Genomic DNA, 25,566 nt, shown 5'->3' with positions numbered 1-25,566 from the left:
TCCACGCGGCGCAGCGGTCTCAAAGCTTGGCGGCGGGGGGGGGGGGGGGGGGGGGGGGCCCCCCCCCACCCCCCCCCCCCCCCCCCCCCCCCCGCGGGCCCCCCCCCCCCCCCGGGCGCCGCCCGCCCCGCGCCCCCCCCCCCCCGAGGGGGGTGTGCCGAAGCGCTTGCATCGAGGATTGGCCTTAGCCGTATCCATGTTCGTTTCGACTTGCTCCCCCGCCTCCGCCGATCCCCTGCCCGCCGGCTTTGTCCGCCTGGCCGACGTCGATCCCTCGATCCGCCAGGACATCCGCTATGCCGGCCTGGAAAATTTCCTGCATCGCAAGGCCGATGGCTACGACGCCCCAGTCTGCATCCTCACGAAGCAAGCTGCGCAAACGCTGTCCGGCGTGCAGAAAGCGCTCGCCGCCGACGGCCTGACGCTGGTCGTATTCGACTGCTACCGCCCGGCCCGCGCCGTTGCCGACATGGGCAAATGGACCAGAGAGGGCGGCCCGCCCGATCCGCAATGGTACCCTCAGGTGCAGCGCGGCGACCTCATCGCCAAGGGCTATATCGGCGAATTGTCCACCCATTCGCGCGGCTCGACCGTCGATGTCGCCATCGCCCGCAGCGGCGGCAAGAACAAGTCATCCGCCGCTTGCGGCGCGGCCGGCGCCGGCACGCTCGATTTCGGCACCAGCTTCGACTGTTTCGACCCGGCAAGCGAAACCGCACATCGCCCATTGGCGGCAGAAGCGGCGGCAAACCGCAAAAGGCTGCTCGACGCCATGCGCGCCGGCGGCTTCAAGAATTATGCGCGAGAGTGGTGGCACTACACGCTTCGGGATGAGCCGTTTCCAAAGCTGCGCTTCGATTTTCCTATCACTGCGGGCTGAACCGCCCGGTGCTACACCGAGCCTTCCCTCGCTCGGCCTTGCTTCTGCGGTGTCAGCTCCTAGATAGCGTCAACCGGCCGGATTTGGGTTAGACCAATATGAGGAAAATATTTCCTTCCGAAACCCAATATCGGCGAAAATTTCCTTCGAATGGACAAAAAAGGCAACGTTGAATGCATCTAATTTCTATCAATTCGATAGAGTTCAGCCGTCATCAACGGAGGCGGGAATGACCAAACCTCATTTCAAGAAACTGCTCGGCGCACTGGTCGCCACATCGATCCAGTTCGGCACGCTCGGTTTCGCGTTTGCCGATACGACCATTCTGAACGTGTCCTACGACCCGACACGCGAACTCTACAAGGCCTATGACGAAGCCTTCGTCGCACACTGGAAGGCCGAGACCGGCGAGACGGTCACCATCCAGCAATCGCATGGCGGCTCCGGCGCCCAGGCCCGCGCCGTGATCGACGGCCTCGATGCCGATGTGGTGACGCTGGCGCTCGAAGGCGACATCAACGCCATCGTCACCAAGTCGAAGAAGATCAACCCGGACTGGCGCAAGAAGTTCGAGAACAATTCGGCGCCGTACACCTCGACCATCATCTTCCTGGTCCGCAAGGGCAACCCGAAGGGCATCCACGACTGGAGCGATCTGGTCAAGGACGGCGTCCAGGTGATCACGCCGAACCCCAAGACCTCCGGCGGTGCGCGCTGGAACTACCTTGCCGCCTGGGCCTATGCCAACGCCAATGATGGCGGCGACGAAGCCAAGAACAAGGAATTCGTCGGCAAGCTCTACGCCAATGCTCCGGTGCTCGACACCGGTGCGCGCGGCTCGACGGTCACCTTCGCGCAAAAGGGCATCGGCGACGTGCTGATCGGCTGGGAAAACGACGCCTATCTGGCGCTCAATGAATTCGGAGCCGACAATTTCGAGATCGTCTATCCCCCGACCTCGATCCTGGCCGAGCCGCCGGTGGCGATCGTCGACGCCAATGTCGATGCCAAGGGCACCCGTAAGGTCGCCGAAGCCTATCTCGGCTGGCTCTATTCCAAGGAAGCCCAGACGATCATCGCCAAGAACCACTATCGTCCGGCCAAGCCCGAGCTGGTGGATGCGGCTGACATTCCGAAGACGCCCGAAATCAAGCTGATCTCCATCGACGATCCGCTTTTTGGCGGCTGGAAGAAGGCACAGCCTTATCATTTCGGCGATGGTGGTATATTCGACCAGATCTACAAGCCGGCCCAGTAGGATTTAGATCAGGACGACATGACCATAGCACCCGCCAAGGCGGGGTGGCGATTCAGACAGCCGAGTGTCATTCCGGGTTTCGGATTGACGCTCGGCTTCTCGCTTGCCTACCTCACGCTCATCATCCTCATCCCCCTGTCGGGCCTGATCTGGCGCTCGGCAGCCCTCGGCTGGACCGATTTCTGGGCGATCGCCACCGACCGCCGGACCATCAACGCACTCGAAATCAGCTTCGGCACAGCCTTCATCGCAGCCGCCGTCAACGTCGTCTTCGGCACGCTCGTCGCCTGGGTGCTGGTGCGCTACCGCTTCCCCGGCCGCCGCGTCGTCGACGCCATGGTCGACCTGCCCTTCGCGCTGCCGACCGCGGTCGCGGGCATTGCGCTGACCACTCTTTATGCGCCCAATGGCTGGATCGGCCATCTCCTGGCGCCGCTCGGCATCAAGGTCGCCTACACGCCGCTCGGCATTGTCGTGGCGCTTGTCTTCATCGGCCTGCCGTTTGTCGTGCGCACGGTGCAGCCGATCATGGAGGAGATCGACAAGGAAGTGGAGGAAGCCGCCGCGACGCTCGGCGCCAACCGCTTCCAGATCATCACCCGCATCCTGTTTCCCGGCCTGGCGCCGGCCATCATCACCGGCTTCTCACTCGCCTTCGCGCGCGGCGTCGGCGAATACGGCTCGGTCATCTTCATCGCCGGCAACCTTCCCTACAAGTCGGAGATCGCACCGCTTCTGATCGTCATCCGGCTCGAGGAGTACAATTATCCGGCGGCCACCGCGATCGCGGCGATCATGCTTTTGCTGTCGTTCGTGATGCTGCTGGTCATCAACCTGGCGCAGTCATGGAGTCGCAAGCGCTATGGCTGACCCCGAGATCAAATCCTACGAACCGCATCACGAGAGCCGGTCGGCGGCGGTGACCGAAAGCCGGCCGGTGCGGCTGCTGCTGATGGCGGTGGCCTTCGCCTTCCTCGCCATCTTCCTGCTGCTGCCGCTGATCATCGTCTTCCACGAGGCGCTGGCGAAAGGCATTGGCGCCTACACGGAATCGCTCTCCAATCCCGATACGCGCTCGGCGATCCGGCTGACGCTGCTGGTGGCGGTGATCGCCGTGCCGCTCAACGTCGTCTTCGGCATTTCGGCTGCCTGGGCGATCGCCAAGTTCGAGTTCAAGGGCAAGGCTTTTCTAACCACGCTGATCGACCTGCCCTTCTCGGTCTCGCCGGTCATTTCCGGCCTGGTCTATGTGCTTTTGTTTGGCGCTCAGGGACTGTTCGGTGAATGGCTGAAGGCGCACGGCATCCAGATCTTGTTCGCCGTGCCCGGCATCGTGCTCGCGACCATCTTCGTCACCTTCCCCTTCGTTGCCCGCGAACTGATCCCGCTGATGCAGGAACAGGGCAACGGCGACGAGGAAGCCGCGCTCTCTCTGGGCGCCAATGGCTGGCAGACCTTCTGGTACGTGACGCTGCCCAACGTCAAATGGGGATTGCTCTACGGCGTGCTTCTGTGCAACGCCCGCTCGATGGGCGAATTCGGCGCGGTCTCGGTCGTGTCGGGCCACATACGCGGGCTGACCAACACCATGCCGTTGCATGTCGAAATCCTCTACAACGAGTACAACGCCGTCGGCGCTTTTGCCGTCGCTTCGCTGCTTGCCGGCCTGGCGCTGGTCACGCTGGTCTTGAAAACACTTCTCGAGATGCGCTACGGCGCCGAGATCGCCGCGACGCGCGGGCACTGACTAAATGCATGTCGCCCAAGACTGGGAACCGGTCTTGGGACAACGACATGCACCAAATTACTGAGGGATCTACATGGAAGTTCGCGTTGCCAACGTACGCAAGGAGTTTGACCGGTTTCCGGCCCTCCATGACGTATCGCTTGACATCAAGTCGGGTGAGCTGATCGCGCTGCTTGGGCCATCCGGCTCCGGCAAGACGACGCTGCTGAGGCTTATCGCCGGCCTGGAGCGGCCGACGCGCGGAAAAATCTTCTTCGGCGACGAGGACGCCTCGCACCGCTCGATCCAGGAGCGCAATGTCGGCTTCGTCTTCCAGCACTATGCGCTCTTCCGGCACATGACGGTCGCCGACAATATCGGCTTCGGCCTCAAGGTGCGGCATGGACCGTCGCGACCACCGGCGGCCGAAATCCGCCGACGCGCCTCCGAACTGCTCGATCTCGTTCAGCTTTCCGGCCTGGAAAAGCGCTATCCGGCGCAACTTTCCGGTGGCCAGCGCCAGCGCGTGGCGCTGGCGCGCGCCATGGCCATCGAGCCCAAGGTGCTGTTGCTCGACGAGCCGTTCGGCGCCCTCGACGCGCAGGTGCGCCGGGAACTCCGCCGCTGGCTGCGCGAGATCCATGACCGCACCGGCCACACCACCGTCTTCGTCACCCACGACCAGGAAGAGGCGCTCGAGCTTGCCGACCGCGTCGTGGTGATGAGCCAGGGCCGCATCGAGCAGGTCGGCTCCGCGGACGAGATCTACGACACGCCAAACTCGCCCTTCGTCTACTCCTTCATCGGTGAATCGAGCATGCTGCCGGTCAAGGTTGAGAATGGCGAGATCTGGCTCGCCGACCGTCCGATCGGCGTGTCGGCGCCGCATGCACCCGAGGGCGATGCGACGCTGTACTTCCGCCCGCACGATATCGAACTGCTCGACGGCTGCAGCGGCTGCATCGCCGGCACGGTCGCCGCCAGCCGCCGCGTCGCCGGCACCAGACGCGTCGAACTGGAAATCGGCGGCGAGCGCCAGCGGGTCGAGATCGAACTGCCTGTGGACCATCCTGCGGCGCAGAAGAGCCGGGTGGCGTTCAGGCCGCGGCGCTGGAAGCTTTTCCCGGCGACCTGATCCGGCGCTACTCCAGCCAGTTCTCGACCGTCAGGCCCTTGATCCGACGGAACTCAGCGGTGTTGGCCGTCACCAGTGTCGTCCCCAACACACAGGCATGGGCAGCAATGAAAAGATCATTGTGGCCGATTGGCTGGCCTCTGGCCTCCAGCTCGGCACGAAGTGCTCCGTATTCGTTATCCATCGGCACATCGAGCGGCAACACAGGAATCTCGGCGAGCAATTCCTCCACCTTGGCGAGCAGCTTGGCCGATCTCTTCCGGGCGCAGCCATAACGCAGCTCCGAGGCGACAACGATGCTGGTGCACAGGGCACCGTCTCCCGCGCGAACCGCCGTACTGGCAGCCTTGCCGGCAGGGTTTCGGATCATGTCGCTGAGAATGTTGGTGTCCAGCATGAACCGCATCAAAAGATATCCTCGGGCCCGACGGGCGCATCACGGATATCCGGAAAATCGTCTTCGGGGCCAAGCGGCGGCTCTTTCGCCCATTGGGCAAGGAGCGCGACGAGGCCGGGTTTGCGGACCGGCTCGATGATCAGCCGGTCGCCATCGCGGCTGATCAGGACCTTCTCGCCAGGCAGCTCGAATTCGACAGGAATGCGAACCGCCTGACTGCGGTTGTTGCGAAACAACTTCGCCTCCCTGGGCGGTGGTATTGAGTGACGGTGCTGCGGCATGGCAGCCTCCCCTGTCTGTTCCACTTGTATATGCCATTTGTATATGCCACTCGGCCTCGAATTGCAAACCACAGAAAACCCCAACGCATCGGCATTTCGGCTGGAATGAAATTTCGCCGATAACCTGCTTCAGCGATTTCTTTTTCGCTGCAACGCCATACGTCTGCCCCGTGTGCCTCGCAGTACACCCTCCGGCCCAGCTATGTTCTGGCAACGCATTGCACATCGGAGCCTGTTTTCATGAAGCGATTTTTCCTCAGCGTCGCCACTGTCGCCGGCCTGATCCTCGCCTGTTCGCAGGCCTGGTCGGCCGACAAATTGCTCAACGCTTCCTATGATGTCGGCCGCGAATTGTTCGCCCAGGTGAACAAGGCTTTCGTCGCCGGCCATCCGGGCTTCACCGTCGACCAGTCGCACGCCGGCACCTCAGCGCAAGCGCGCGCCATTGCCGAAGGCCTCGGCGCAGATGTCGTCACCTTCAACCAGGTCACCGACATCGACTTTCTGGTCAAGAAAGGCCTCGTCTCCGCCGACTGGCAGAAGGATTTCCCCGACAACGCCTCGCCCTTCTATTCGCTCCCATCCTTTCTCGTCCGCGCGGGCAACCCCAAGCACATCAAGGACTGGAACGACCTCGTGCGCGACGACGTGCAGGTGATCTTCCCCAACCCCAAGACGTCGGGCAATGCGCGCTACACCTATCTGGCCGCAACCGCCTACGCCAAGGAAGCCTTCAAGGGCGACGACGCCAAGGTGAAGGAGTTCGTCACCAAGCTGTTCAACAACGTGCCGATCTTCGACACCGGCGGGCGCGCCGCCACCACCACCTTCGTGCAGCGCGAGATCGGCGACGTGCTGATCACCTTCGAGTCGGAAACGCGCGGCATCCGCAAGGAGTATGGCAACGACAAGTTCGAACAGGTCACGCCAACGGTCAGCCTGCTCGCCGAATTCCCGGTGGCGATCGTCGACAAGGTCGCCGACGAGCACGGCAGCCGTGACCTCGCCAAGACCTATCTCGACTTCCTCTACACGCCCGAGGGCCAGACCATCGCGGCTGAAAATGGCCTGCGCGCCCGCAACGCTGAAGTCGCGGCAAAATACAAGGCCGACTTCCCCGATGTCCGCCTGCTGACGGTGGAAGACGTCTTTGGCGGCTGGGACAAGGTACAGAAGGAGCACTTCGCCGCCGGCGGTCTGCTCGACCAGACCTATGGCAGCCGCTGATATCAGCAGCGTTCGACCTCACCTCACAAGAAAGCCGGCGCTTTGCCGGCTTTTTTGATTTCGCGCGCCGACAAACGGCTTTCAGGCGGAATCTGTCGCGATCGGCGAAAACGTTACAAAGAATCAACGCCTTTGTGCCTAACATCTCAACCGGGCGGCTTGTTCTACGCGAAACCGGGTTGTTCAGGCGAAACGTCATGATTTGCACACAAACAACCGCCAGATGCGGGTGGTTGGGGTTTTCATGAACTGAAGCGGGCATGCTTACCAAAAAAGGCAAATACGGCCTCAAGGCCCTCGTGCATCTTTCCGGCCTGCCGGTCGGCCAGCTTGCATTCGTCAACGACATCGCGATCGCCAACAACATCCCGAAGAAATTTCTGGATGCCATTCTGGGCGAGCTGCGCAATGCCGGTTTCGTCCTCAGTCGCAAGGGCAAGGAAGGCGGTTATCGCCTCGCCCGGCCGGCTTCCGAAATCAAGATCGGCCACGTCGTGCGCGTGCTGGACGGCCCGCTCGCTCCCATACCCTGCGCCAGCCGCACGCAATACCAGCGCTGCGAGGATTGCGACGAGGCGACCTGCCAGGTCCGGCACATGATGCTGGAAGTGCGCCAGGCGATCGCCGAAGTGCTGGACAATCGCAGCCTCGCCGCCATGCGCGACGCCGACAATGATGATTTTCCGGTCGAGCTGACATCGCAGATCTAAATTAGAGCATGGTCCCGAAAAGTGGGAACCGGTTTTCGGACAAGATCATGCTCAAATGAGAGTCCTCAGACCAGGCCGAGCTTGCCGGCCAGGCCGACGCGCTGGATCTTGCCTGTGGGACCCTTGGGTATCTCCTGAAGAAACAAGATGTGGCGCGGCACCTTGAACTCGACAATGCGGCTGCGCGCGAAATCGCGTATCTCATCGGCGTCGGCGATGGCGCCCTCGGCCAGCACGATAGCCGCACCCACCTCCTCGCCGAGCATGGCATGCGGCACGGCGAAGGTCACCGCCTGCGCCACCAGCGGATGATCGAGCAGCACATCGTCGACCTCGAGCGGCGAGATCTTTTCGCCGCCGCGGTTGATGATCTCCTTCAGCCGCCCGGTGATCTTCAGATCGCCATCCTCGTCGATGAGACCCTGGTCGCCGGTGCGGAACCAGCCATCGCTGAAGGCAGCTTCATTGGCCACCGGATTGTCGAGATAGCCATCATGGATGTTGGCGCCGCGCACCGCGATCTCGCCCTTTTCACCCGCCGGCAGGATCGTCCCCTTGTCGTCCAGGATCGTCACCTGCGGACCCGCAGGCAGGCCGACCGAGCCTGGCTTGCGGCGTGCCGGCGGCAGGCCGTTGGATGTCATCTGGTGCGCCGCCTCGGTCATGCCATAGGCCTCGACCACCGGACAGCCGAAGACGCGCTCGAGGTCGCGGAACACGGTGTCGGGAAGCGCTGCCGAAGACGAGCGGATGAAGCGCAGCCGCGCAGCCGCGATGGTTTCGCCATTGCGGGCGGCGCGCGCCAGGATCGCCTGATGCATGGTCGGCACCGCGCTGTACCAGCTCGGCCGGAAATCGCCCAGCCAGCCGTAGAATTTGAGCGGGTTGAAGCCCGGCGTGCAGACAACAGCGCCGCCGACTGCCAGCTGTGCGCTGAGCGCCGCCATCAGCCCGTGAATGTGGAACAGCGGCATCACGTTGAGACACATATCGTTTGCCGACAGCGCCAGGGTGCTGGCGATGTTGGCCATCGATGCCTGCAGATTGCGCTGCCGCAAGCCGACGATCTTCGGCCGCGCCGTGGTTCCCGATGTGTGCAGGACAAGCGCGAAATCGTCGGGCCCGTTGAGCTGCACCTTGTCGCGGCGTGCCTCGCCGGCAGCCGCAAGTTCGGCGTCGCCCAAGAGGAGAAACTCGCCGGCCTTGGCGCCGTCAGTCACGACGACGTCGAGCACCGCAATGCCGAGCCCCTTTGCGGTGTTGCGCGCGGCATCGCCCATGCCTTGTCCGCACAGCAGCAGCTTCACATCGAGATCGCCGAGATAGAAGCGGAATTCGTCTTCGCCGTAAGCCGGATTGAGCGGCGCAGCCGTCGCCAACGCCGAGACCGCCAGGAAACAGGCCGCCATTTCCGGGCCGTTGGGCAAGACGATGCCGACGGCCGTGCCGCGGGCAACGCCACGCCTGGCGAGATCGCCGCAGAGCTTGTCGACAAGATTGGCGAGGCCGGCAAAGCTCAGGGATGGCCGGTCCGGCGCCATCAGCGCCACAGCAGCCGGCTGCCAGGGCTCCAGTTGAGGAAGTGCTACCGATAGGGCCTGTTTCAAGTTCGAACCCTGAATGGCGTTCACCATGGCCTTGCCGGCGCCGATTGCGCGCCCGTGGCAGACGCAGTAAAGCGATTTCCGGACGCACGCAAGAACAGGTGGACACCGATCGGATGAGGCTGCCGTGGCTGGGAAAATCCCGGAAAGCCGACCGGACACCATCGTCCGCCGTCATTTATCATACGGAAATCATCGCCGACATCCTGGTGCCCCAACGCGCCGAGAATGTTCGCTTCTTCAGCCGCAAGCTGGTCCGCGCCGGCAAGTTGCGCACCTTCAACAACAGGGATTTCCGCGAGCTGCTGCTGGCCGCCTTCTATCTCGGGGTCGCGGCATTGCTGCCGGTCAATTGGTGGGCCGCGATCTGCAGCCGCGTATCGGGACTGCGCCTCAAGCGCCACATCCGCAAGGATTTCGTGCGCTACGCCGCCGCGACGCGCGCCGTGCTGGGCAATGGCATCGATGCGCAAAGGCAGTTCAGGGCCTTGCTCTGCGCCAACCACCGTCGGCGTCTGCTGCTTGCCGCGCATCTCATCGGCCGCCGGTGGTCGCCTGATATCCGGCTGGAAGGCCTGGAAGGTCTGGAAGCGGCGCTGAAGCGCGGCCACGGCGCTATCATCTGGTGCGATCAGTTCACGGCCCAGACCATAATCGGCAAACGCGCTCTCCATGAAGCCGGAATCGAGACACACCAGCTCAGTGTCAGGGCTCACGGCATATCCGATTCGACCTTCGGCTTGCGCTTCCTGAACCCGCCGATGGTTCGGGTCGAGAACCGTTTCCTGAAAAGCCGGATCGTGTTCGACCGCAGCGACGCCTACCAGGTCACCGGCCGGATCCAGAAGATCCTTGGCAGCAACGGCGTGGTGTTGGTGACCAACACGGTGCATGCCGGCTCGACATTCACCGAAGTCGGCCTTGGCGAGAGCGGCTGGACCCACCTCGCCTCGGCGCCGACGAATTTCGCTGCCAGAGGCAAGGCGGCGCTGTTTTCCATGTCGACCTTCGAGACCGATCCGTTCCGCCAATACCGCGCCGTCCTAAGTCCCGAACTGGTGCCGGCCCCGGCAGAGGCCGGCGAGCCCGCGACCAGAGCCGGCGGCGCCAAGAACACGGCGCTTCAGGCCGAGTACATATTGCTCAAGCGCGACCGCTTGCTGGAGGCGTTGAAACTCTATCCCGAGCAAATGATGGTCTGGTCAGGCCATGACCGGTTCACCGAACGGCCGGAAACCGCCTTGCCCGACGAGGGTGGTTCATGATTTTGCGCCGGCCAGCAGGCTGGCAACGGCGGTGACGATCTCAGCCACTGGAAGTGTGGCGTCGGCCGTCAGCGCCCGCTCGTCGGCGCCAGGCGGTTCAAGGATGGCGAACTGGCTTTCGACCAGGCTTGCCGGCATGAAATGCCCCTTGCGGCTGGCGACACGCTGCTTGGCGGTAGCGGGATCGATCTCCAGATAGATGAAAACGATATCCCGGCGGAAGCCGCGCAGACGATCGCGGTAGCTGCGCTTCAGCGCCGAGCAGGCGGCAACCACGCTTTGGCCGCTGCCGGTCAGGTCGGCGATCCGCTCGCCGATGGCATCGAGCCAGCCCTCACGCAGTTGATCTGTGAGCGGCTCACCGCTCGCCATGCGGGCGACGTTTTCGGGCGGGTGCAGCCTGTCGCCCTCGACAAAGACGGCCCCTTCCTCTGCTGCCAATGCTTTGCCGACAGCCGACTTTCCGCAGCCGGCGACGCCCATCACCACAATGGCCCGAGGCACTGAGCCGGTAGCGCCCATTGGCGCCTGTGCCGTCTCTTCGTCCACGGTCAGCGGCTTGCCGGCGCGCGGCCGTAGAGCAGGAGCATGGCGACGATGACCAGGCCATAGACGATCTGCCGCCCCGCCTCCGGCATCTGCATGACCGAGAGTATGGACTGCAGGAGGGTGATCAGAATGACACCGGCGACGGTGCCGAGATAGGAGCCGCGGCCACCCAGGATGGAGGTGCCGCCCAGAACCACGGCGGCGATCGACGGCAGGAGATAGGCATCGCCCATCGATTGCGCCGCCTTGGAGGCATAGCCGGCGAGAAGCACCCCGCCAAAGGCGGACAGCCCGCCTGAGATAGCGAAGGCGATCATCACCACGCGCCTTGTATCGATGCCGGAGAGATAGGCGGCACGCTCGCGGTTGCCGATGCCGTAGACGGTGCGGCCGAAGCTGGTGCGGGACAGCACGAACACCATCGCAGCGCCAATCAGCGCCCAGATGATGACGGCGTTAGGCACGCCAGGAATGGTAAAACCTGTCGCAAGATAGCGCATGGCGCCGGTGGCCGAATCCTGTGGCGAGTAGCCGCCGGTATAAACGACCATGAGCCCTTGCGCGACAGCGTTGGTGGCGAGCGTGATGATCATCGAGGGTATGCGCAGATAGGCGACGCCAAAGCCGTTGACGATGCCGATCAGCACCCCGCAAAAGATGCCGAACGGGATGGCCAGCGCCACACCGATCGGGCCATAGGCGGCAGCCGCACACGCCATCATCGCGCCCGCCGCCACCGCCCACGGCACCGACAGGTCGATTTGGCCTAGCAGGATGACCAGCATCATGCCTGTGGCGATGACGCCGAGGAACGAGGCCACCTTGAGCTGCTGCAAGAGATATTCAGGCGACAGAAAGCTCCTGGAATAGAGGCTGCCTAGGAACAGCAACAGCACGATGCAGGCGAAGGCCGTCAGCACCGCCGGATCGGCGCGGCGGATGAATTTCGGCACGCGGCCGGCGATACCGCCCAATGTCGTTTCGCTCACAGGAACCACTCCAGCCGGTTGCGGACCCGAAACAGCGCAAACGCGCCAAGGCTGACCGCGACCAGCAGGATCACGCCCTGGAACAGCGGCTGCCATAGCGGGTCGAAATCGAACACGAACAACAGGTCGCCGATGGTGCGGAAGGCCAGCGCGCCGAAGATGGCGCCGATGGCGCTGCCTTTCCCGCCGAACAGCGAGACGCCGCCCAGCACCACCGCGGCGATCGAAAACAGCGTATAGGCGTTGCCGCTGGCATAGGCTGCATCGCCGGTATAGGTGAAGAAGGTCAGGAACAGTCCGCCGATCGCGGCCAACAGGCCTGCGAGCGCGTAGGCAGCGAACTTGCCGCGCCTTATCGGCACACCGGACATGTAGGCCGCCGTCTCCGAGGATCCGGCCGCATAGGCCGCGCGCCCGAGCACCGAGCGGCTGAACGGTACCCAGACCACGAGCACGACGGCGAGCAGCACGACCAGGCTCGCCGGCACCACGCCCAACAGGCGTCCGGTCAGCGCGTCGGCGAGACCTTCGTTGACCGAACCGCCGGGAAACGGCCTCAGCAGCAGCGCGATGCCGAAATAGACCGCACCCGTGGCGATCGTGGCGACGATCGGCTGCAGGCGGCCGTAGATGACGATGGCGCCGTTGATCGCTCCGCAAAGGAGCCCGGTGCCGAGCACGGCGATGACGCCGAAAGCGGTCTCGAGGCCGGTGCCGATGACCAGCCAGGAGGCGAGGCAATTGGTCAGCGTGAAGATCATGCCGACGGAGAGGTCGATGCCGGCGGTGATCACGACCAGTGTCTGCGCCATGGCGACGAAGGCGAGCAGCACGCCCTTGTTGGACGCCGTCTGCACGACATTGGCGGTGAAGCCCGCCGGATGGTTCGAGGTGTAGATGACGAACATGACAATGAATATGCCGAGTGCCATCAGTGTTCCGCGCTGCTCGGCCAGCCAGTAGCGCCACTCTTTCACGCGTCCGCTCCCTGTCTTGCGCCGGCATCGTCTCTCGCGCCGTCATCGCCGTGGATGTTGAGCGCGCTTGCAATGAGCGCCCGCTCGGTGATCTCGGCCCCGACCAGCTCGCGCTTGACCGCGCCGTCATAGAGCACCAGCACGCGGTCGCAGCAGCCGATCAGTTCGTCATAGTCGGTCGAATAGAACAGGATCGCCGCCCCCGCATCCGCCAGCTTGCGCATCAGTTGATAGAGTTCCTGCTTGGTGCCGACGTCGATGCCGCGCGTCGGATCGTTGAGCAGGATGATACGCGGCTGGCGCATCAGCCATTTGGCGATGACCACCTTCTGCTGGTTGCCCCCCGACAGCGCACCGACCGGAATGTCGAGGCCGCCCGTCTTGATCGCCAGCAGCCCGACCATGTCGTCGATCAGCCGCTGTTCGGCGGCGCGGTCGATGATGCCGGCCTTGGACAGCCGGTCTAGGGCGGCAAAGGAGAGGTTCTCGCGCACCGTCATCGGCAGCATCAGGCCTTCGGTCTTGCGGTCCTCCGGGATCAGCGCCATGCCGATGCGGTCGTCGCGCGCCGCTTGGGGGCTGGCGATCGAAACAGGCTTGCCGTCGATAAGGATCTGGCCGCCGAGGCCGCGCAGCACACCGAAAAAGGCAAGCAGCAATTCGCGCTGGCCCTGGCCGTCCAGGCCGCCAAGGCCGACGACCTCGCCTGCCCCGACCGTCAGCGAGACATTGTCCAGCCGGTCCGTCCAGGACAGCTTGCGCGCCTCCAGCACAGGAACGGCGGCGGCTGCGGCGCGCGCGGGTTTCGGCGGGAAAATATGGCTGTATTCGCGCCCGATCATCAGTTCGACGACTTCGTTGTCGCTCTTTGTGCCTGCCTTGTAGCTGGCGACATTGCGGCCGTTGCGAAACACCGTGCAGTGGTCGGCAAGCTCAGCGATCTCGTTCATGCGGTGCGAAATGTAAAGCAGCGCCAGCCCTTCCGAGCGCAATCGCTTGAGCACGCTGAATATCCTGGCGACGTCCGTCGCGGTCAGGGCCGAGGTCGCCTCGTCGAGGATCAGGATGCGCGGCTTCCTGGCCAATGCCTTGGCGATCTCGACCATCTGTCTTCTTGAAAGCGGAAGATCCTTGACCAGCGCCAATGGATGGATGTCGGCCGCACCTGCGCGTGCCAGCGCATCCTCGGCAATGCGGCGCTGCGCCGTGCGGTCGATCATGCCGAAGCGCTTCGGCGGATCGGAGATGACGATGTTGTCGGCAACGCTGAGTTCGGGAACCAGCGACAGCTCCTGGAAGATGCAGACGATGCCGGACTTGTTTGCAGCAGCAGGCGAAGCGAACGTCACCTCGCTGCCGTTCAGCATCATGCGGCCTTCGTCGGGCGCGACGACGCCCGCCATGACCTTGATCAGCGTCGATTTGCCGGCGCCGTTTTCGCCGAGAATGGCGTGGATGCTACCGGACGAGACCGAAAGCTCGGCCTTTTCCAGCGCCCGCACGCCACCATAGCGCTTGGATATGCCTTCCATCCGGAAGAGCGGAACCGCACCGTCCATCGGCCCTCCCGAGGCAGTTTGACTTCAAGGGATATCGAGTGGCCGGCGCCGCGGAGATCCCGCGGCGCCGGATATGCCGCCTATTGGTCAGCCCTATTGGTCAGCTTTGGTCTGACCCATAATTTCCTGCGCGGTGAAATTGATGCCGCAGGTCGGGAAGGAATTGCCGACGAAGAAATTGTCGGACTGGTCGGGGAAGAAATCCTGACCGGCCTTGAAGTTCGGATCCTCGACGATCGCCAGTGGCAGTTTCACTGCTTGCGGAACGACGTTGCCTTCGAGCGCGGCAATCGCCGTCTTGATGGCGACCGCGACCTGCGCCGGACCGGTGCCGGCCGATGAGCATTTCAGCCCGTCGCCGGCATGTGCCGCGCAGAACTTGCGGAAACCGTTCTCGGTCTCGCCGCCGAACGGCACGAAAGCATGCTTGGCATCGATCATCGCCTGCACGATGCCGGTGTCGCCGCCTTGCCCGGTGATGCCGTCGAACGGACCGTTGGTGGCAATGGCGTCGGCCGTGGCTTTCTGCGCCACGCCGTCGTCCCATTTGCCGACCACCTCGGTGACGTCCCATTTCTTGCCGGAGGCATCGAGCGCTTCATGGATGCCGTTGTGACGGTCGGTGTCGACGGAAGTCCCGGCAACGCCGCGCACTTCGAGCACCTTGCCGCCATTCGGCACATGGCCGACCAGCCATTTGCCCCACAATTCGCCAAGGCCCTTCTGGTCGACATTGACGTTGATGGCGTCCTTGGTATCGAGAATATTGTCGAAGGCGACGAGGATGACGCCAGCTTCCTTGGCGCGCTTGATGACCGGCCCGAAAGCGGTCGGGTTCTGGGCGTTGACGACGATCGCGTCATAGCCGGAATCGATGAAGTTGTTGATCGCCGAAATCTGAGCCGGCACGTCCTCGCCGGTCGAGACGACCTTGAATTCCTTCAGTTTCGCGGCGACCTCCGGCTGGGCCGCATAGGCCTTGGCGGTCTGCACCATCTGGATGCGCCAAGTGTTGGCGATATAGCCATTGGCGAGCGCGATGCGGTATGGGCCGTCTTTCTTGGGGAACTTGAAGAACTGCGTATCGGCCGCCCAGGGCGCAAAGCAATCCGGCTCAGCCGACGGTCCCTTGACGACTTCTGGGTCGGCCATGGCCGACGAACTCAGCATGACGAATGCAGTGGCGGCAACGATGCCACCAACAAGTGACTTGATCATCGATATTCCTCCCAGTTGTAGTTTTGTTTGCTGCTGCTTGTTTATTTGATGCTGTTTGTCGTGGTGTGGTTTCCACGCCTGCCGAAGGCCCTCCAGCCTGGCCGGCGCCACGTCTCAAGGGCCCGAAGCCGGCCCGATCCCCTCCCCCTCGCCGCTTCACAGGCGAGAAACGAAACTAGCATATTATACATAATAAACAAGCATGAGCTGTTGCTTATGTATAATAAACAGGCACGGCCTCTCATCAAAACGTCTGCCCGACGAAAATGGTAGCGCTACCATGACGTTGTGTAAAGCACCATTTGCTGAGGCCGCCAAAGCGTGTTCAGCGTGCGGTGCTCTCGCGGGGCTTGAGTTCGAAACCGAGATCGACGACCCGCTGCTCAGGCCTTCGTCCTGCGATCGCCGCCAGTGCCATGGCAACAGACCGACGGCCGATTTCATAGCGAGGGGTGCGGATACTGGTGAGCGGCGGGAACGCCGCCTGCATCATTTCGAGGTCGTTGAAGCCGACAATGCCGATTGTTTTCGGCACGTTGAGCGCGGCGCTATGGCATTCAAACAGAACGCCGAGCGCGATGTCGTCATTGTTGCAGAAGACGCCGTCGAGCGCCGGCATCTTGGCCAGCGCATCGCGAAGCAGCTCGCGGCCGAGCGTCACGCTGGACAGTAGCGGCGTGGTGGTGACCAGCCGCGGGTCGAACAGGCCGGCCTTCTCCATTGCCGCGCGATAGCCGGCAAGCCGCCGCTGCGAGCGCGGGTCCATGCGTGCGCCGATGAAGCCGATCCGCCGGTAGCCCGCCTCGATCAGATGCTCGGTCGCGGTGCGGCCGCCGTCGAAATGCGAGAAGCCGACCAGCATGTCGACCGGATCGGGCCCGGTCTCCATCACCTGCACCACCGGGCAGCCTGCGCTCTCCAGCAGCTTTCGCGAGGTCGGCGTCTGGTCGATGCCGGCCACGATCAGCGCCGCCGGGCGCTGCGGTGCGAACACCTGCAGCAGGCGCTCCTCCTCGAGGCCGGAATAATGGGTGTTGCCGAGCTGGACGCGGAACGGGCCGTCCGACAGGCTGTCATAGATGCCGCGCACCACTTCTGCGAAGACGTTGTTGGTCAGCGACGGCACCAGCACGCCGAACACGTCGGCGCGCGCCGAGGCCAGCGCCCGTGCATTGGGATCCGGGACATAACCGAGTTCGTCGACGGCGGCCTGGATCTGGCGCCGCAGATCCTGGCTGACGCGTTCCGGTTCGCGCAGCGCCCGCGACACGGTGATGGCGCCGACGCCGGCCTTGCGCGCCACATCTGATAGGGTCGGGCGGCCGCCCCCACGACGCGAGCGCGGCTTGGTCATGGACATCCTCCACGTGCCGGGCCCCGGCCGCTGCGCCCTTGCGAAACCATGTTCAGCTTTTCCACTGCCACCATGCCGGCTGCTGCCGCACCCACTCGCCTGCTGGCGTCGCGCAGCCAATCGCCCTTGTCAAGCAACAGGGCAATCCTGCCTTCCTAAGCCATCAGGGCAGCACTGCGTTTTGCTTTCCACAGCAGCAGCCCGATCGCCGCTATGTTCAGCAAGTTCCACGCGATCCCGTTGAGGAACGCGGCGGCGTAGGAGCCGGTCAGGTCGTAGATCCAGCCCGACATCCAGCCACCGATCGCCATGCCGAAGATGGTCGCCATCATGACGATGCCGATACGCTGGCCGGCCTCCCTGGCGGGCAGGTATTCGCGCACGATGATGGCATAGCAAGGCACGATGCCGCCTTGCGACAGGCCGAACACGAGCGACACGACATAGAGCGAGGCAAGCCCGTCGAACGGGATGTAAAACAAAAGCGACAGGCATTGCAGCACGGAACCGATAAGCAGGGTTTTCACGCCGCCGATGCGGTCGGCGACAAAGCCGGAGGCGAGCCGGCTGACGACGCCCGCCGCCATCATGATCGACAGCATGTCGGCGCCATGCGCAATGCCGTAGCCAAGATCCATGCAATAGGCGACGATGTGCACCTGCGGCATCGACATCGCCACGCAGCAGCCGAGACCGGCAACGATCAGCAGCACCTGTAACGCCGCCGGAGACAGCGAAATCGACTGCACTGTCCGGCTTCCGGGTGAACCGGCGGCAGCCGCCGCCGGAGCAGCGCGCCGCAACAACAGCACCAGTGGCACCATGGTGACCAGGCAGAAGACACCGATGCCGGCATAGGTGAAGCGCCAGCCCTCCGCCTTGATCAGCGTCGGCATGATGGTTGGCCAGAGCGCTCCGGCGAGATAGTTGCCAGCAGCCGCCGCCGTGACGGCGACGCCGCGCCGACGGTTGAACCAGTGCGAGATGTCGGCGATCAGCGGCCCGAAGATCACCGATGTGCCGACACCAATCAGCACGCCCTGGGCAAGGGTGAATTGCAGGATAGAGGTCGACAGCGCGGCGAGCAGCAGGCCGGCGGCGAGAGCCACCGAGGATAGCAGTGCCGGGATCCAATACCCCATGCGATCGACCGCGCGGCCAACCAGCACATTGCCGGCGGCGAAGCCGACCATGGTTGCGGTGTAGGGCATCGATGCCGCGGCGCGGTCAACGCCGAACTCGGCCTGCACGGCCGGCAGCACGACGACGACGGCCCACATGCCGACCGCACCGATCGTCGCCAGCAGCATGGAGATGGCAAGCCGCATCCAGGCGTAGCTGCTGTCGATGCCGGGGCTATCCGCCTGATTGGCGACGATCGGGGTCAAGGCGTTTCCTGTCTACGGTCCTGGGAAGTCGACCGTTGTGTCGCCACTATCGGCGCATTCACCGCGACGGGCAGCGCCACAGACCCATGATCCGTGGCTCCAGCGGCCCGGCGACTTTCTCGGGAACCTGCGGCGGCCTGCCCGAGTTTTGCGACAGGAAGGAGTTTGTCATGACTGCGAAGAAAAAATGGTCGGCCGAGGTGACCGAGCATAGCGATGCGATGGACCTTGAGGACCACATCTTCGAAGCCGACGACGCCAGGAAGATCGCGGCCTCGCTCAAGCGCTCGGCCGAGCACAGCGACCGCCGCAAGGCCGAGCCGTTTCAGTCGGCCATGTCGATGCTGAATTTCTACATCAACCGCGCCGGCAAGAACTTGCCGCAGGCGCGTCGGAAAGTGCTCGAGGACGCCAAGGACGAACTGCGCGCGGCCTTCGGAAGGCCGCAGCAGGATTAATGCATGTCGCTCAAAAGTGGCGCCGGTTTTGAGACAACGACATGCATAAAACGAAGACATAAAGCGCGTCGACTTAGTCCGTTCAAACGGGAAGCGCTTTTAGCGCTCCCGATTGGTTCTGCCAAATTTGCCTCAACTGGACCTAGTGACAGGTCCTCTTTCCCCTCAGTTTGCCGGCCTCGGCTTTGTGGTTCCCCGAGCCTTTGAAGTAGCGGCATGACGGTCAAGATCGGCATCAATCCCATCACCTGGAGCAATGACGATGTTCCCGCACTCGGCGGCGATACGCCGCTCGCGACATGTCTGTCGGAAACCAGGCAGGCCGGCTATCGCGGCACCGAACTCGGCGGCAAATTCCCCAGGCGAAGCGACGAGCTTGGACCGATCCTGTCTTCTTACGGACTGGAGCTCGTCTCCGGCTGGTATGACGGCCGCATTCTGGACCGCACGGTCGACGAGGAATTCGCCGCCATCACCTCGCATCTGACCCTGCTGCGCGACCTCGGCGCCAAGGTCGTCGTCTATGCCGACACCTCGCGCGGCCGTCATGACGGCATTTTCGCGCCGATCTCACAGCGTCCGCGCCTCGCTGACGGCGAATGGACTGCCTATGGCGACAAGCTGACCGAACTCGCCGACCGCATGGCTGCCTTCGGCGTCGGCATGGCTTTCCATCACCATATGGGCACCATCGTCGAGAGCGATGACGAGGTCGACAGGCTGATGGCCGCAACCGGCAACAGCGTCGGCCTGCTGTTCGATACCGGCCATTGTCTGTTCTCAGGCGGCGACCCGGCCTCCCTCCTGAACCGGCATCTCGACCGCATCGTGCATTTCCATTGCAAGGACGTCCGCGCGGCCGTGCTGGAGAAGGCACGGCGCGAGGACATGAGTTTCATGGCGGCAGTGATGGAAGGAATCTTCACCGTGCCCGGCGATGGCTTCGTCGATTTCCTGTCGCTGCTGAAGCCGCTGGCCGAGCGCGGCTTCGAAGGCTGGATCGTCGTTGAGGCCGAGCAGGATCCGGCCAAGGCACACCCCTTGACCTATGCCACGAAAGGTTACGCTTCGCTGCTCAAAACGGCCTGCGCGGCCGGGTTCGACGTAGCAATACGAGACATGGCCTAACCACCGCCGGGGGGCTGGTGGTTGGGCCGGTTGGGCGCGCGCCTCGGTAGGGGTAGCGACGCGAAAGCGCCCGGCGATCCGCGCCGCCGCCCTCCCTTGGCGGCGCGGATCGCACAGTTCTTGGCATCGAAATTTTTGCCCCCCGAGTTGCCGGCCCGGCGTTTCCAGCTTGAGGCTGGCGACGAGGCATGCCTTGATGCAGATGGAGGAGCGACATGGCATTCGAGGCGGCACTCGGCATGGAACGGCTTTGCACCATCCGTGAGATCGCCGAGAAGGCGGAACTCGGCGCGGCAACCGTTCACCGCGCGCTGAAGAACAGCCGCGAGGTTCATCCCGAAACCAGACGGCTGGTGCTGGAGACTGTCTGCCTGCTTAACGAAGAGAAGATCGCCCGCGCCGCCAGGTTGGTCGGAGACTAGCTTGGCCGACCATATGCGCCTTTCCCTCGACATCATGTCGGTCGACCGCGGCTCGGACGAACCGATGCACCGGCAGATCTACGGCGCCCTGCGGCGCTTCATCCTCGACGGCCAGATCCAGCAGAACACGCTGCTTCCTTCGACACGCTCGCTGGCCGAGGATCTCAAGGTCGGCCGCAACACGGTGATCGCCGCCTACGACCAGCTGCTCGCCGAAGGGTTTATAGAGGCGCGCGCCGGGTCCGGCACCTGGGTGGCGCCGATCCAGCAGAAACGCCCGCCGGCCGCGCTGCGTGCCGGCCTCGCCGCTCCGCAAAAACTCTCGCGGCGCGGTCAGACCATCGTCAACGGCCCGCAGCCGCCACGCAATGCCGGCGTCATCAACTTCCATCCGGGCGTGCCGGAATCGGCATCTTTTCCCTTCACCATCTGGTCGAGCCTTTTGGTGCGCAATGCGCGCAGCCGCGATGAGAATTTGCTCGGCTATATCTCCTTCGCCGGCCATCCCGGCCTGCGCCGGGCCATCGCCTCGACCATCAGCCTGTCGCGCGGCATCAATTGCACCGCCGACCAGGTCATCATCGTCACCGGCGCGCAGGCGGCACTCGACCTCGCTTCGCGCGTGCTGATGGACGAAGGCGATCATGTCTGGATGGAGGAGCCCGGCTATCTCGGCGCCAAGAGCGCCTTTCTCGCCAGCGGCGCGCAGCTTGCGCCCTTGAAGGTCGATCGCCTTGGATGGCATCTCGCAGACCCAGAGCTGCCGCCGCCGCGCCTGATCTATGTGACGCCATCCTGCCAGTGGCCGTTCGGCACCATCATGCGCATCGAGGAACGACTGCAGCTGCTTGACATCGCGGAACGCCACGGCGCCTGGATCGTCGAGGACGATTATGACGGCGAATATCGTTATCGCGGCCGGCCGGTGCCGGCGCTGCGCGGCCTCGATCATGCCGACCGCGTCGTCTATATTGGTTCCTTCGGCAAGACGCTGATCCCGGCGCTTCGCATCGGCTATCTCATCGTACCCCGCGAACTGTCCGTGCCCTTCGACCGTGCCGTCTCGATCACCGGCCAGTTCGCGCCGCTGATCCTGCAGGCGACGGTCAACGACTTCATCACGCAAGGCTATTTCGCCACACATCTGAAACGCATGCGCCGCCTTTATGCGCGCCGGCAAGCCAATTTCGTCAAGCTGTGCCAGGAGCATCTGGCCGAATGGCTGACAGTGACCGAGAACGATTCCGGCATGCAACTGCTGGCCAGTTTTGTCCGACCCTACAAGGACAGTGACGTCGTCGCCGCCGCCGTCAAGGAGGGCCTCGACGTGCAGGGCATCTCGATCAACTACCATTCGAGCGAGCCGGAACACGGCCTGCTGCTCGGCTATGCCGCGATGGACGAACGCCAGATCCTGCGCGCGGTGCTGGCGTTGCGCGCTGCCTTCATGCGGCTGGACCGGCAATAGGCCGATCCAGCGCTGAGCGCTTCAATTCACACTATCGAATTTCTGCAGATCGACGGGCGCTGCCTTGCGCACCTCGACATCGTCCAGCGAGGCATTCTCCAGCGCCAGGCGGGCCGCCGCATCGATGTTATGGATCATGTCGTCGATGTCGGCGTCGCCATGCGCCGGATTCATCGCGATCATCACCGTGCGGTTGAGGATGTCGAGAGAACCCTTGCCGAGGTCGTCGGCATAGGTCAGCCGCAGGCCCTTGTTTTCCGGCAGCGTGTACGGATTGAGCGCCGGATGATGCGCGCCCTCATGCATCAGCACCTGGTCCCACTGGGTGAAATTGTGGCGGCCGGTCTGGCCGGCAATGACGCTCGGAATGGTCTTCGAAAAAGTCTGCGCCGCCTGTTCGCTGGGCAGGAGATACATCACCTGCGCCGCGCAATCGTCGTCGGGGCTGTTCATCGGCGACGGCGTCAGGCCGAGATTGCCGAGATGGCGCGTGCCGGCCAGCACCTTCTTCTTCTCCGCCCGCATCGCCTCGATGATGCCGTCCAGACGGTCGAGCTGGACATTGAGCATCGCGCCCATCAATTCCGAGGCGCGCGCGCCGATGCCGGCGAACGGCTTGATGCTGTCGCTGCGGCCCTGCCAGTAGAAGTGGCAGGGGTCGATGGCGCAGCGCGCGCGCTCGGCCACTTTCGGGTCGCTGGTGGCGATGCCGCCGCCCTCGCCCGACGTGATGTTCTTGAAGTAGTTGAAGGAGTAGGCGCCGGCATGGCCGATGGAGCCGAGCTTCCTGCCCTCATAGCCGCCGCCAATGCCCTGGCAGACATCTTCCAGCACGAGCAGACCGCGTTTTTTAGCGATGTCCATGATGGCGTTCATGTTGCAGGCCGCACCCCACATATGTACCGGGATGACCGCCTTGGTGCGCGGGCCGATGGCGTCGCGCAGAGCGGCCGGGTCGATGGTCAGGCTCTCGTCGATATCGACAATGACCGGAATGGCGCCGACCGACAGCACTGCTGTGGCGGTCGCCATATAGGTGTGCGCCGGCACCAGCACCTCATCGCCCGGGCCGATGCCGAGGCCGATCAGGCCGGCGGCGAGCCCATAGGTGCCGCTGGCGGCAAGCGCGAAATGCTCGACGCCGAGATGCCTTGCATAGCGCGCCTCGAAGCGGTTGCACTCGCTGTTCTCGCCATAGCGAAACAGCGCACCCGAGCGGATCACCCTGGCAATGGCTTCGATCTCTTCTTCGCCGGCAGTGTACATGGCAAGTCTCCACATCGCTGATGGTATGAAAGCAGTACGCCTGCGGCCGCTGTTTGAAAGAACCACTCCGCTGCGATCGGACCAAGCCATCCTGCTCACGTCGGAGCGGCGTTTAGCGCAGAGTGTGGGCATATCGAATGAAATCGACATTCCAGAATGCAGGCCCGCGGAAAATCGTACCCATCCGAATTCGTTGAAGTGGCCCTGTCGGAAAGCCGGCATAGGGCGTTCCATCGCGTCCAGTTGGGCAAACGGTCGGTTCCATGCAGCACGGGACACACTTTGGAAGACCCTCGAAACCGGCGTGCCGGCAAGATGGTGGCCGGCAAGATGGTGGCCGGCAAAACGGTGGCCGTCCATGACGCGACAGCTCGTCCTGCATGAAGACGATGTCGGCATGTGCCATGGCGCCAACAGCGCCTTCCTCGAACTGACCGCACTGGGCGCCTGCAGCTCCGGCGCCGTGATGGTGCCGTGCCCATGGTTCCCTGAGATGGCCGAAGCGGCAGCCGCCGATCCCCGGCTCGATCTCGGCGTCCACCTGACGCTGAACAGCGAAAAGCAGCACTACAAATGGCGGCCGCTGACGTCGCCGTCGCGCGCGGCCGGCCTGACGGACGAGTTCGGCTATTTCTGGCCCGATGTCGCGACCACCCGCCGCAAGGCAGCACCGCAAGCGGTGGAAACCGAGCTTCGCGCGCAGATCGACACCGCCTACCGCGCCGGCATCGACGTCACTCATCTTGACGCCCATATGGGGGCAGCGCTGTCGCCCGAGTTTTGCGACGTCTACATCAAGCTCGGCCTGGAATATCGCTTGCCGGTGCTGTTGACCAAAACGCTGTCGGCCTATTCGCCCAACGACAATCTGGTTGGCGTCACCGAAGCGGCGTTCCAGCGCGGCGTCACTGAAGCCCGCGCCAAAGGCTTTGTCATCTTCGACGCCGCCATTCAGACGACCTGGGGCCGTCCACGCTCCAAGCCGATAGAGCCCGCCTACAAGGCATTGGTCGAAGGGGTGCGCGAAGGCTTGACCTTCTTTTGCCTGCATTTCAATGCGCCGGGCGAGTTGGAACTCATCGAGCCGCGCTCCGCCTATATCCGCACCGAGGAATATGAACTCTTCCGCGACCAGGGTTTTCGCGACTGGCTCGGCGCGCAGGACATCGACATCATCGGCATGAAGCCGCTGCGCGAGGAGCTTCGTGCACGGCTCGGGGCATCGACACCGGCAAAGGCCCGCAAAGCGGCCACCCGGGCAGCACCGTAAGCCGATCCGGTCGGCCGAGGCGCAAAGAGGGAATTGGAACTGCAACGACAATGGGAGAATGACATGAAGACTGTTCTGAAACTGGCGCTCGGCGCGCTTGTCTCGATGAGTATGCTGGCGGGCGTCGTGCAGGCCGCGGGCCTGAAGGACCCGAAGGATGTCCGCATCACCTTCGTGGTGCATGGCTCGGCCTCCGATCCCTACTGGTCGGTGGTCAAGCGCGGCGTCGACGATGCGGCGGCGCTCACCGGCGCCAAGGTCGAATATTATGCGCCGCAAGTGTTCGACGTGGTCGAGCAGGCCCGCCTGCTCGACGCGGCCATCGCCACCAATCCAGACGGCATCGCCGTCTCCATTGCCGACGCCAATGCGCTTGGTAAATCGGTCAAGGCCGGCCTTGCCGCCAACATTCCGATGGTCGTCCTGGATTCCGGCGAGAAGGAAGGCGCCGAACTCGGCACCTCTCTCTACGTCGGCACAGTCTCCGAATATGATTCCGGCAAGAAGGCCGGCGAGCGGCTGGCCAAGGAAGGCACGCTCAAAGTCGTCTGCATCAACCACGAGGTCGGCAATGTCAGCCTCGACCAGCGCTGCCAGGGGTTGAATGATGGGCTGAAGCCGTCAGGCGGCGGCACCGAAGTGCTTACCGTGTCGCCCGATCCGGCCGACATCCAGCGCCGCACCGAGGCCTATCTGTCGGCGCATCCCGACACCCAGGCCGTCTTCGCGCTCGGCGCCACCGCCGCCAATCCGCTGATCCCGTTCTTCCGGCAGAAGGAATTGTTCGGCAAGATCAAGCTCTACACCTTCGACATCAGCCCCGAAGTCTTGGATTCCGTCGTCGCCGGCGAAATGGGCTTCGGCATGGACGCCCAGCAATATCTGATGGGATACCTGCCGGTGATCTATCTGGTCGAGCATGCCACACATGGCTTCTGGCCGCAGAACAACGCCTACACCGGGCCGCTGTTCATCGACTCGCCCGACAAGGCCAAGGCGATCCTGGCGCTCGCCAAGGACGGCATCCGCTAAGGCAA

At 63.6% G+C, this 25,566-nt stretch carries 25 protein-coding genes; 14 read left to right on the top strand and 11 right to left on the bottom strand.

The window, feature by feature from the left end; translation table 11 throughout:
• Positions 1 to 196 precede the first annotated feature (196 nt).
• The 5 genes from NKI35_RS06770 to NKI35_RS06750 all read left to right on the top strand — a co-directional run bounded on the left by NKI35_RS06770 (position 197) and on the right by NKI35_RS06750 (position 4,999).
• Positions 197 to 880, top strand: coding sequence for a M15 family metallopeptidase (locus NKI35_RS06770; RefSeq protein ID WP_352739181.1), 684 nt, complete (start codon positions 197 to 199; stop codon positions 878 to 880).
• Between the two features lie 229 nt (positions 881 to 1,109).
• Complete coding sequence (locus NKI35_RS06765; protein ID WP_023673082.1) at positions 1,110 to 2,138, top strand: sulfate ABC transporter substrate-binding protein; 1,029 nt, start codon at positions 1,110 to 1,112, stop codon at positions 2,136 to 2,138.
• 18 nt (positions 2,139 to 2,156) lie between these two features.
• Positions 2,157 to 3,008 carry a sulfate ABC transporter permease subunit CysT gene (gene cysT, locus NKI35_RS06760; protein ID WP_023687973.1) on the top strand — a complete coding sequence of 284 codons (852 nt, stop codon included), beginning with the start codon at positions 2,157 to 2,159 and terminating at the stop codon, positions 3,006 to 3,008.
• Positions 3,001 to 3,885 (top strand): sulfate ABC transporter permease subunit CysW, encoded by an 885-nt coding sequence (cysW, locus tag NKI35_RS06755; RefSeq protein ID WP_023690809.1) that lies wholly within the window; start codon positions 3,001 to 3,003, stop codon positions 3,883 to 3,885. Before cysT ends, cysW begins: the two co-directional genes overlap by 8 nt.
• A 73-nt stretch (positions 3,886 to 3,958) precedes the next feature.
• Positions 3,959 to 4,999 carry a sulfate/molybdate ABC transporter ATP-binding protein gene (locus tag NKI35_RS06750; protein ID WP_023739911.1) on the top strand — a complete coding sequence of 347 codons (1,041 nt, stop codon included), beginning with the start codon at positions 3,959 to 3,961 and terminating at the stop codon, positions 4,997 to 4,999.
• A gap of 7 nt (positions 5,000 to 5,006) precedes the next feature.
• On the opposite strand, the gene NKI35_RS06745 is transcribed toward NKI35_RS06750, so the two are convergent.
• Both NKI35_RS06745 and NKI35_RS06740 read right to left on the bottom strand, forming a co-directional pair.
• Positions 5,007 to 5,405, bottom strand: a complete 399-nt coding sequence (locus NKI35_RS06745; protein ID WP_352653012.1) for a type II toxin-antitoxin system VapC family toxin — start codon at positions 5,403 to 5,405, stop codon at positions 5,007 to 5,009.
• Entirely contained in the window at positions 5,405 to 5,677 is a 273-nt protein-coding gene (locus tag NKI35_RS06740; protein WP_352538903.1) for an antitoxin, read from the bottom strand. The genes NKI35_RS06745 and NKI35_RS06740 overlap by 1 nt, the downstream gene beginning before the upstream one ends.
• Positions 5,678 to 5,917: 240 nt before the next feature.
• Between NKI35_RS06740 and NKI35_RS06735 the strand changes: the two genes are divergently transcribed.
• Both NKI35_RS06735 and NKI35_RS06730 read left to right on the top strand, forming a co-directional pair.
• Entirely contained in the window at positions 5,918 to 6,904 is a 987-nt protein-coding gene (locus tag NKI35_RS06735) for a sulfate ABC transporter substrate-binding protein (RefSeq protein WP_023744562.1), read from the top strand.
• 260 nt (positions 6,905 to 7,164) lie between these two features.
• Entirely contained in the window at positions 7,165 to 7,614 is a 450-nt protein-coding gene (locus NKI35_RS06730) for an RrF2 family transcriptional regulator (protein WP_023673075.1), read from the top strand.
• Positions 7,615 to 7,679: 65 nt separating this feature from the next.
• Here NKI35_RS06730 and NKI35_RS06725 read toward each other — a convergent pair whose 3' ends face one another.
• Positions 7,680 to 9,221, bottom strand: coding sequence for an acyl--CoA ligase (locus NKI35_RS06725; RefSeq protein ID WP_502897124.1), 1,542 nt, complete (start codon positions 9,219 to 9,221; stop codon positions 7,680 to 7,682).
• Between the two features lie 113 nt (positions 9,222 to 9,334).
• Between NKI35_RS06725 and NKI35_RS06720 the strand changes: the two genes are divergently transcribed.
• On the top strand, positions 9,335 to 10,483 hold the full coding sequence (locus tag NKI35_RS06720; protein ID WP_023744560.1) for a lysophospholipid acyltransferase family protein: 1,149 nt from the start codon (positions 9,335 to 9,337) through the stop codon (positions 10,481 to 10,483).
• Here the strand turns inward: NKI35_RS06720 and NKI35_RS06715 are convergent.
• The 7 genes from NKI35_RS06715 to NKI35_RS06685 form a co-directional block, all read right to left on the bottom strand.
• On the bottom strand, positions 10,478 to 11,032 hold the full coding sequence (locus tag NKI35_RS06715) for a gluconokinase (protein WP_023733120.1): 555 nt from the start codon (positions 11,030 to 11,032) through the stop codon (positions 10,478 to 10,480). The two genes, NKI35_RS06720 and NKI35_RS06715, sit on opposite strands and share 6 nt — an antisense overlap.
• A gap of 2 nt (positions 11,033 to 11,034) precedes the next feature.
• The gene (locus NKI35_RS06710) at positions 11,035 to 12,021 is read right to left on the bottom strand and encodes an ABC transporter permease (RefSeq protein ID WP_023696194.1); all 987 of its coding nucleotides are present in this window, start codon (positions 12,019 to 12,021) and stop codon (positions 11,035 to 11,037) included.
• Entirely contained in the window at positions 12,018 to 12,998 is a 981-nt protein-coding gene (locus NKI35_RS06705) for an ABC transporter permease (RefSeq protein WP_023690800.1), read from the bottom strand. The genes NKI35_RS06710 and NKI35_RS06705 overlap by 4 nt, the downstream gene beginning before the upstream one ends.
• On the bottom strand, positions 12,995 to 14,557 hold the full coding sequence (locus NKI35_RS06700) for a sugar ABC transporter ATP-binding protein (RefSeq protein WP_352739176.1): 1,563 nt from the start codon (positions 14,555 to 14,557) through the stop codon (positions 12,995 to 12,997). Before NKI35_RS06700 ends, NKI35_RS06705 begins: the two co-directional genes overlap by 4 nt.
• Positions 14,558 to 14,650: 93 nt before the next feature.
• Positions 14,651 to 15,775 carry a sugar ABC transporter substrate-binding protein gene (locus NKI35_RS06695; protein WP_023682221.1) on the bottom strand — a complete coding sequence of 375 codons (1,125 nt, stop codon included), beginning with the start codon at positions 15,773 to 15,775 and terminating at the stop codon, positions 14,651 to 14,653.
• A gap of 325 nt (positions 15,776 to 16,100) precedes the next feature.
• On the bottom strand, positions 16,101 to 17,129 hold the full coding sequence (gntR, locus tag NKI35_RS06690; RefSeq protein WP_023682222.1) for an HTH-type transcriptional regulator GntR: 1,029 nt from the start codon (positions 17,127 to 17,129) through the stop codon (positions 16,101 to 16,103).
• Positions 17,130 to 17,284: 155 nt separating this feature from the next.
• Entirely contained in the window at positions 17,285 to 18,457 is a 1,173-nt protein-coding gene (locus NKI35_RS06685) for an MFS transporter (protein ID WP_352739196.1), read from the bottom strand.
• A 230-nt stretch (positions 18,458 to 18,687) separates the two neighbouring features.
• Between NKI35_RS06685 and NKI35_RS06680 the strand changes: the two genes are divergently transcribed.
• The 4 genes from NKI35_RS06680 to mocR all read left to right on the top strand — a co-directional run bounded on the left by NKI35_RS06680 (position 18,688) and on the right by mocR (position 21,993).
• Positions 18,688 to 18,975, top strand: a complete 288-nt coding sequence (locus tag NKI35_RS06680) for a DUF3175 domain-containing protein (RefSeq protein WP_023673065.1) — start codon at positions 18,688 to 18,690, stop codon at positions 18,973 to 18,975.
• A 216-nt stretch (positions 18,976 to 19,191) separates the two neighbouring features.
• Entirely contained in the window at positions 19,192 to 20,103 is a 912-nt protein-coding gene (gene iolE / locus NKI35_RS06675) for a myo-inosose-2 dehydratase (RefSeq protein ID WP_352739174.1), read from the top strand.
• Between the two features lie 215 nt (positions 20,104 to 20,318).
• Positions 20,319 to 20,525: a LacI family DNA-binding transcriptional regulator gene (locus NKI35_RS06670; RefSeq protein ID WP_023682225.1), complete on the top strand. Its 207-nt coding sequence runs from the start codon at positions 20,319 to 20,321 to the stop codon at positions 20,523 to 20,525.
• Position 20,526: 1 nt separating this feature from the next.
• Positions 20,527 to 21,993, top strand: coding sequence for a rhizopine catabolism transcriptional regulator MocR (gene mocR / locus NKI35_RS06665; protein WP_352739172.1), 1,467 nt, complete (start codon positions 20,527 to 20,529; stop codon positions 21,991 to 21,993).
• Between the two features lie 21 nt (positions 21,994 to 22,014).
• Here the strand turns inward: mocR and NKI35_RS06660 are convergent, their stop codons facing one another.
• Positions 22,015 to 23,259, bottom strand: coding sequence for a DegT/DnrJ/EryC1/StrS family aminotransferase (locus NKI35_RS06660; RefSeq protein WP_352739170.1), 1,245 nt, complete (start codon positions 23,257 to 23,259; stop codon positions 22,015 to 22,017).
• A 358-nt stretch (positions 23,260 to 23,617) separates the two neighbouring features.
• Between NKI35_RS06660 and NKI35_RS06655 the strand changes: the two genes are divergently transcribed.
• The gene (locus NKI35_RS06655; protein WP_352739168.1) at positions 23,618 to 24,529 is read left to right on the top strand and encodes a polysaccharide deacetylase family protein; all 912 of its coding nucleotides are present in this window, start codon (positions 23,618 to 23,620) and stop codon (positions 24,527 to 24,529) included.
• A 63-nt stretch (positions 24,530 to 24,592) separates the two neighbouring features.
• Positions 24,593 to 25,561, top strand: coding sequence for a rhizopine catabolism ABC transporter substrate-binding protein (locus tag NKI35_RS06650; protein WP_023687959.1), 969 nt, complete (start codon positions 24,593 to 24,595; stop codon positions 25,559 to 25,561).
• The last annotated feature ends 5 nt before the right edge of the window (positions 25,562 to 25,566 follow it).

The sequence above is a fragment of the Mesorhizobium sp. M0676 genome (genome assembly GCF_040320535.1).
Lineage (GTDB): Bacteria > Pseudomonadota > Alphaproteobacteria > Rhizobiales > Rhizobiaceae > Mesorhizobium.
This window is presented reverse-complemented; position numbering and strand designations above follow the sequence as displayed.

Bases quoted from the DNA above. Each gene is read 5' to 3' on its own strand.
- NKI35_RS06770 (WP_352739181.1), top strand. From the start codon at position 197: ATGTTCGTTTCGACTTGCTCCCCCGCCTCCGCCGATCCCCTGCCCGCC.
- NKI35_RS06765 (WP_023673082.1), top strand. From the start codon at position 1,110: ATGACCAAACCTCATTTCAAGAAACTGCTCGGCGCACTGGTCGCCACA.
- cysT (WP_023687973.1), top strand. From the start codon at position 2,157: ATGACCATAGCACCCGCCAAGGCGGGGTGGCGATTCAGACAGCCGAGT.
- cysW (WP_023690809.1), top strand. From the start codon at position 3,001: ATGGCTGACCCCGAGATCAAATCCTACGAACCGCATCACGAGAGCCGG.
- NKI35_RS06750 (WP_023739911.1), top strand. From the start codon at position 3,959: ATGGAAGTTCGCGTTGCCAACGTACGCAAGGAGTTTGACCGGTTTCCG.
- NKI35_RS06745 (WP_352653012.1), bottom strand. From the start codon at position 5,405: ATGCGGTTCATGCTGGACACCAACATTCTCAGCGACATGATCCGAAAC.
- NKI35_RS06740 (WP_352538903.1), bottom strand. From the start codon at position 5,677: ATGCCGCAGCACCGTCACTCAATACCACCGCCCAGGGAGGCGAAGTTG.
- NKI35_RS06735 (WP_023744562.1), top strand. From the start codon at position 5,918: ATGAAGCGATTTTTCCTCAGCGTCGCCACTGTCGCCGGCCTGATCCTC.
- NKI35_RS06730 (WP_023673075.1), top strand. From the start codon at position 7,165: ATGCTTACCAAAAAAGGCAAATACGGCCTCAAGGCCCTCGTGCATCTT.
- NKI35_RS06720 (WP_023744560.1), top strand. From the start codon at position 9,335: ATGAGGCTGCCGTGGCTGGGAAAATCCCGGAAAGCCGACCGGACACCA.
- NKI35_RS06700 (WP_352739176.1), bottom strand. From the start codon at position 14,557: ATGGACGGTGCGGTTCCGCTCTTCCGGATGGAAGGCATATCCAAGCGC.
- NKI35_RS06695 (WP_023682221.1), bottom strand. From the start codon at position 15,775: ATGATCAAGTCACTTGTTGGTGGCATCGTTGCCGCCACTGCATTCGTC.
- gntR (WP_023682222.1), bottom strand. From the start codon at position 17,129: ATGACCAAGCCGCGCTCGCGTCGTGGGGGCGGCCGCCCGACCCTATCA.
- NKI35_RS06685 (WP_352739196.1), bottom strand. From the start codon at position 18,457: ATGCGGCTTGCCATCTCCATGCTGCTGGCGACGATCGGTGCGGTCGGC.
- NKI35_RS06680 (WP_023673065.1), top strand. From the start codon at position 18,688: ATGACTGCGAAGAAAAAATGGTCGGCCGAGGTGACCGAGCATAGCGAT.
- iolE (WP_352739174.1), top strand. From the start codon at position 19,192: ATGACGGTCAAGATCGGCATCAATCCCATCACCTGGAGCAATGACGAT.
- NKI35_RS06670 (WP_023682225.1), top strand. From the start codon at position 20,319: ATGGCATTCGAGGCGGCACTCGGCATGGAACGGCTTTGCACCATCCGT.
- NKI35_RS06660 (WP_352739170.1), bottom strand. From the start codon at position 23,259: ATGTACACTGCCGGCGAAGAAGAGATCGAAGCCATTGCCAGGGTGATC.
- NKI35_RS06655 (WP_352739168.1), top strand. From the start codon at position 23,618: ATGACGCGACAGCTCGTCCTGCATGAAGACGATGTCGGCATGTGCCAT.
- NKI35_RS06650 (WP_023687959.1), top strand. From the start codon at position 24,593: ATGAAGACTGTTCTGAAACTGGCGCTCGGCGCGCTTGTCTCGATGAGT.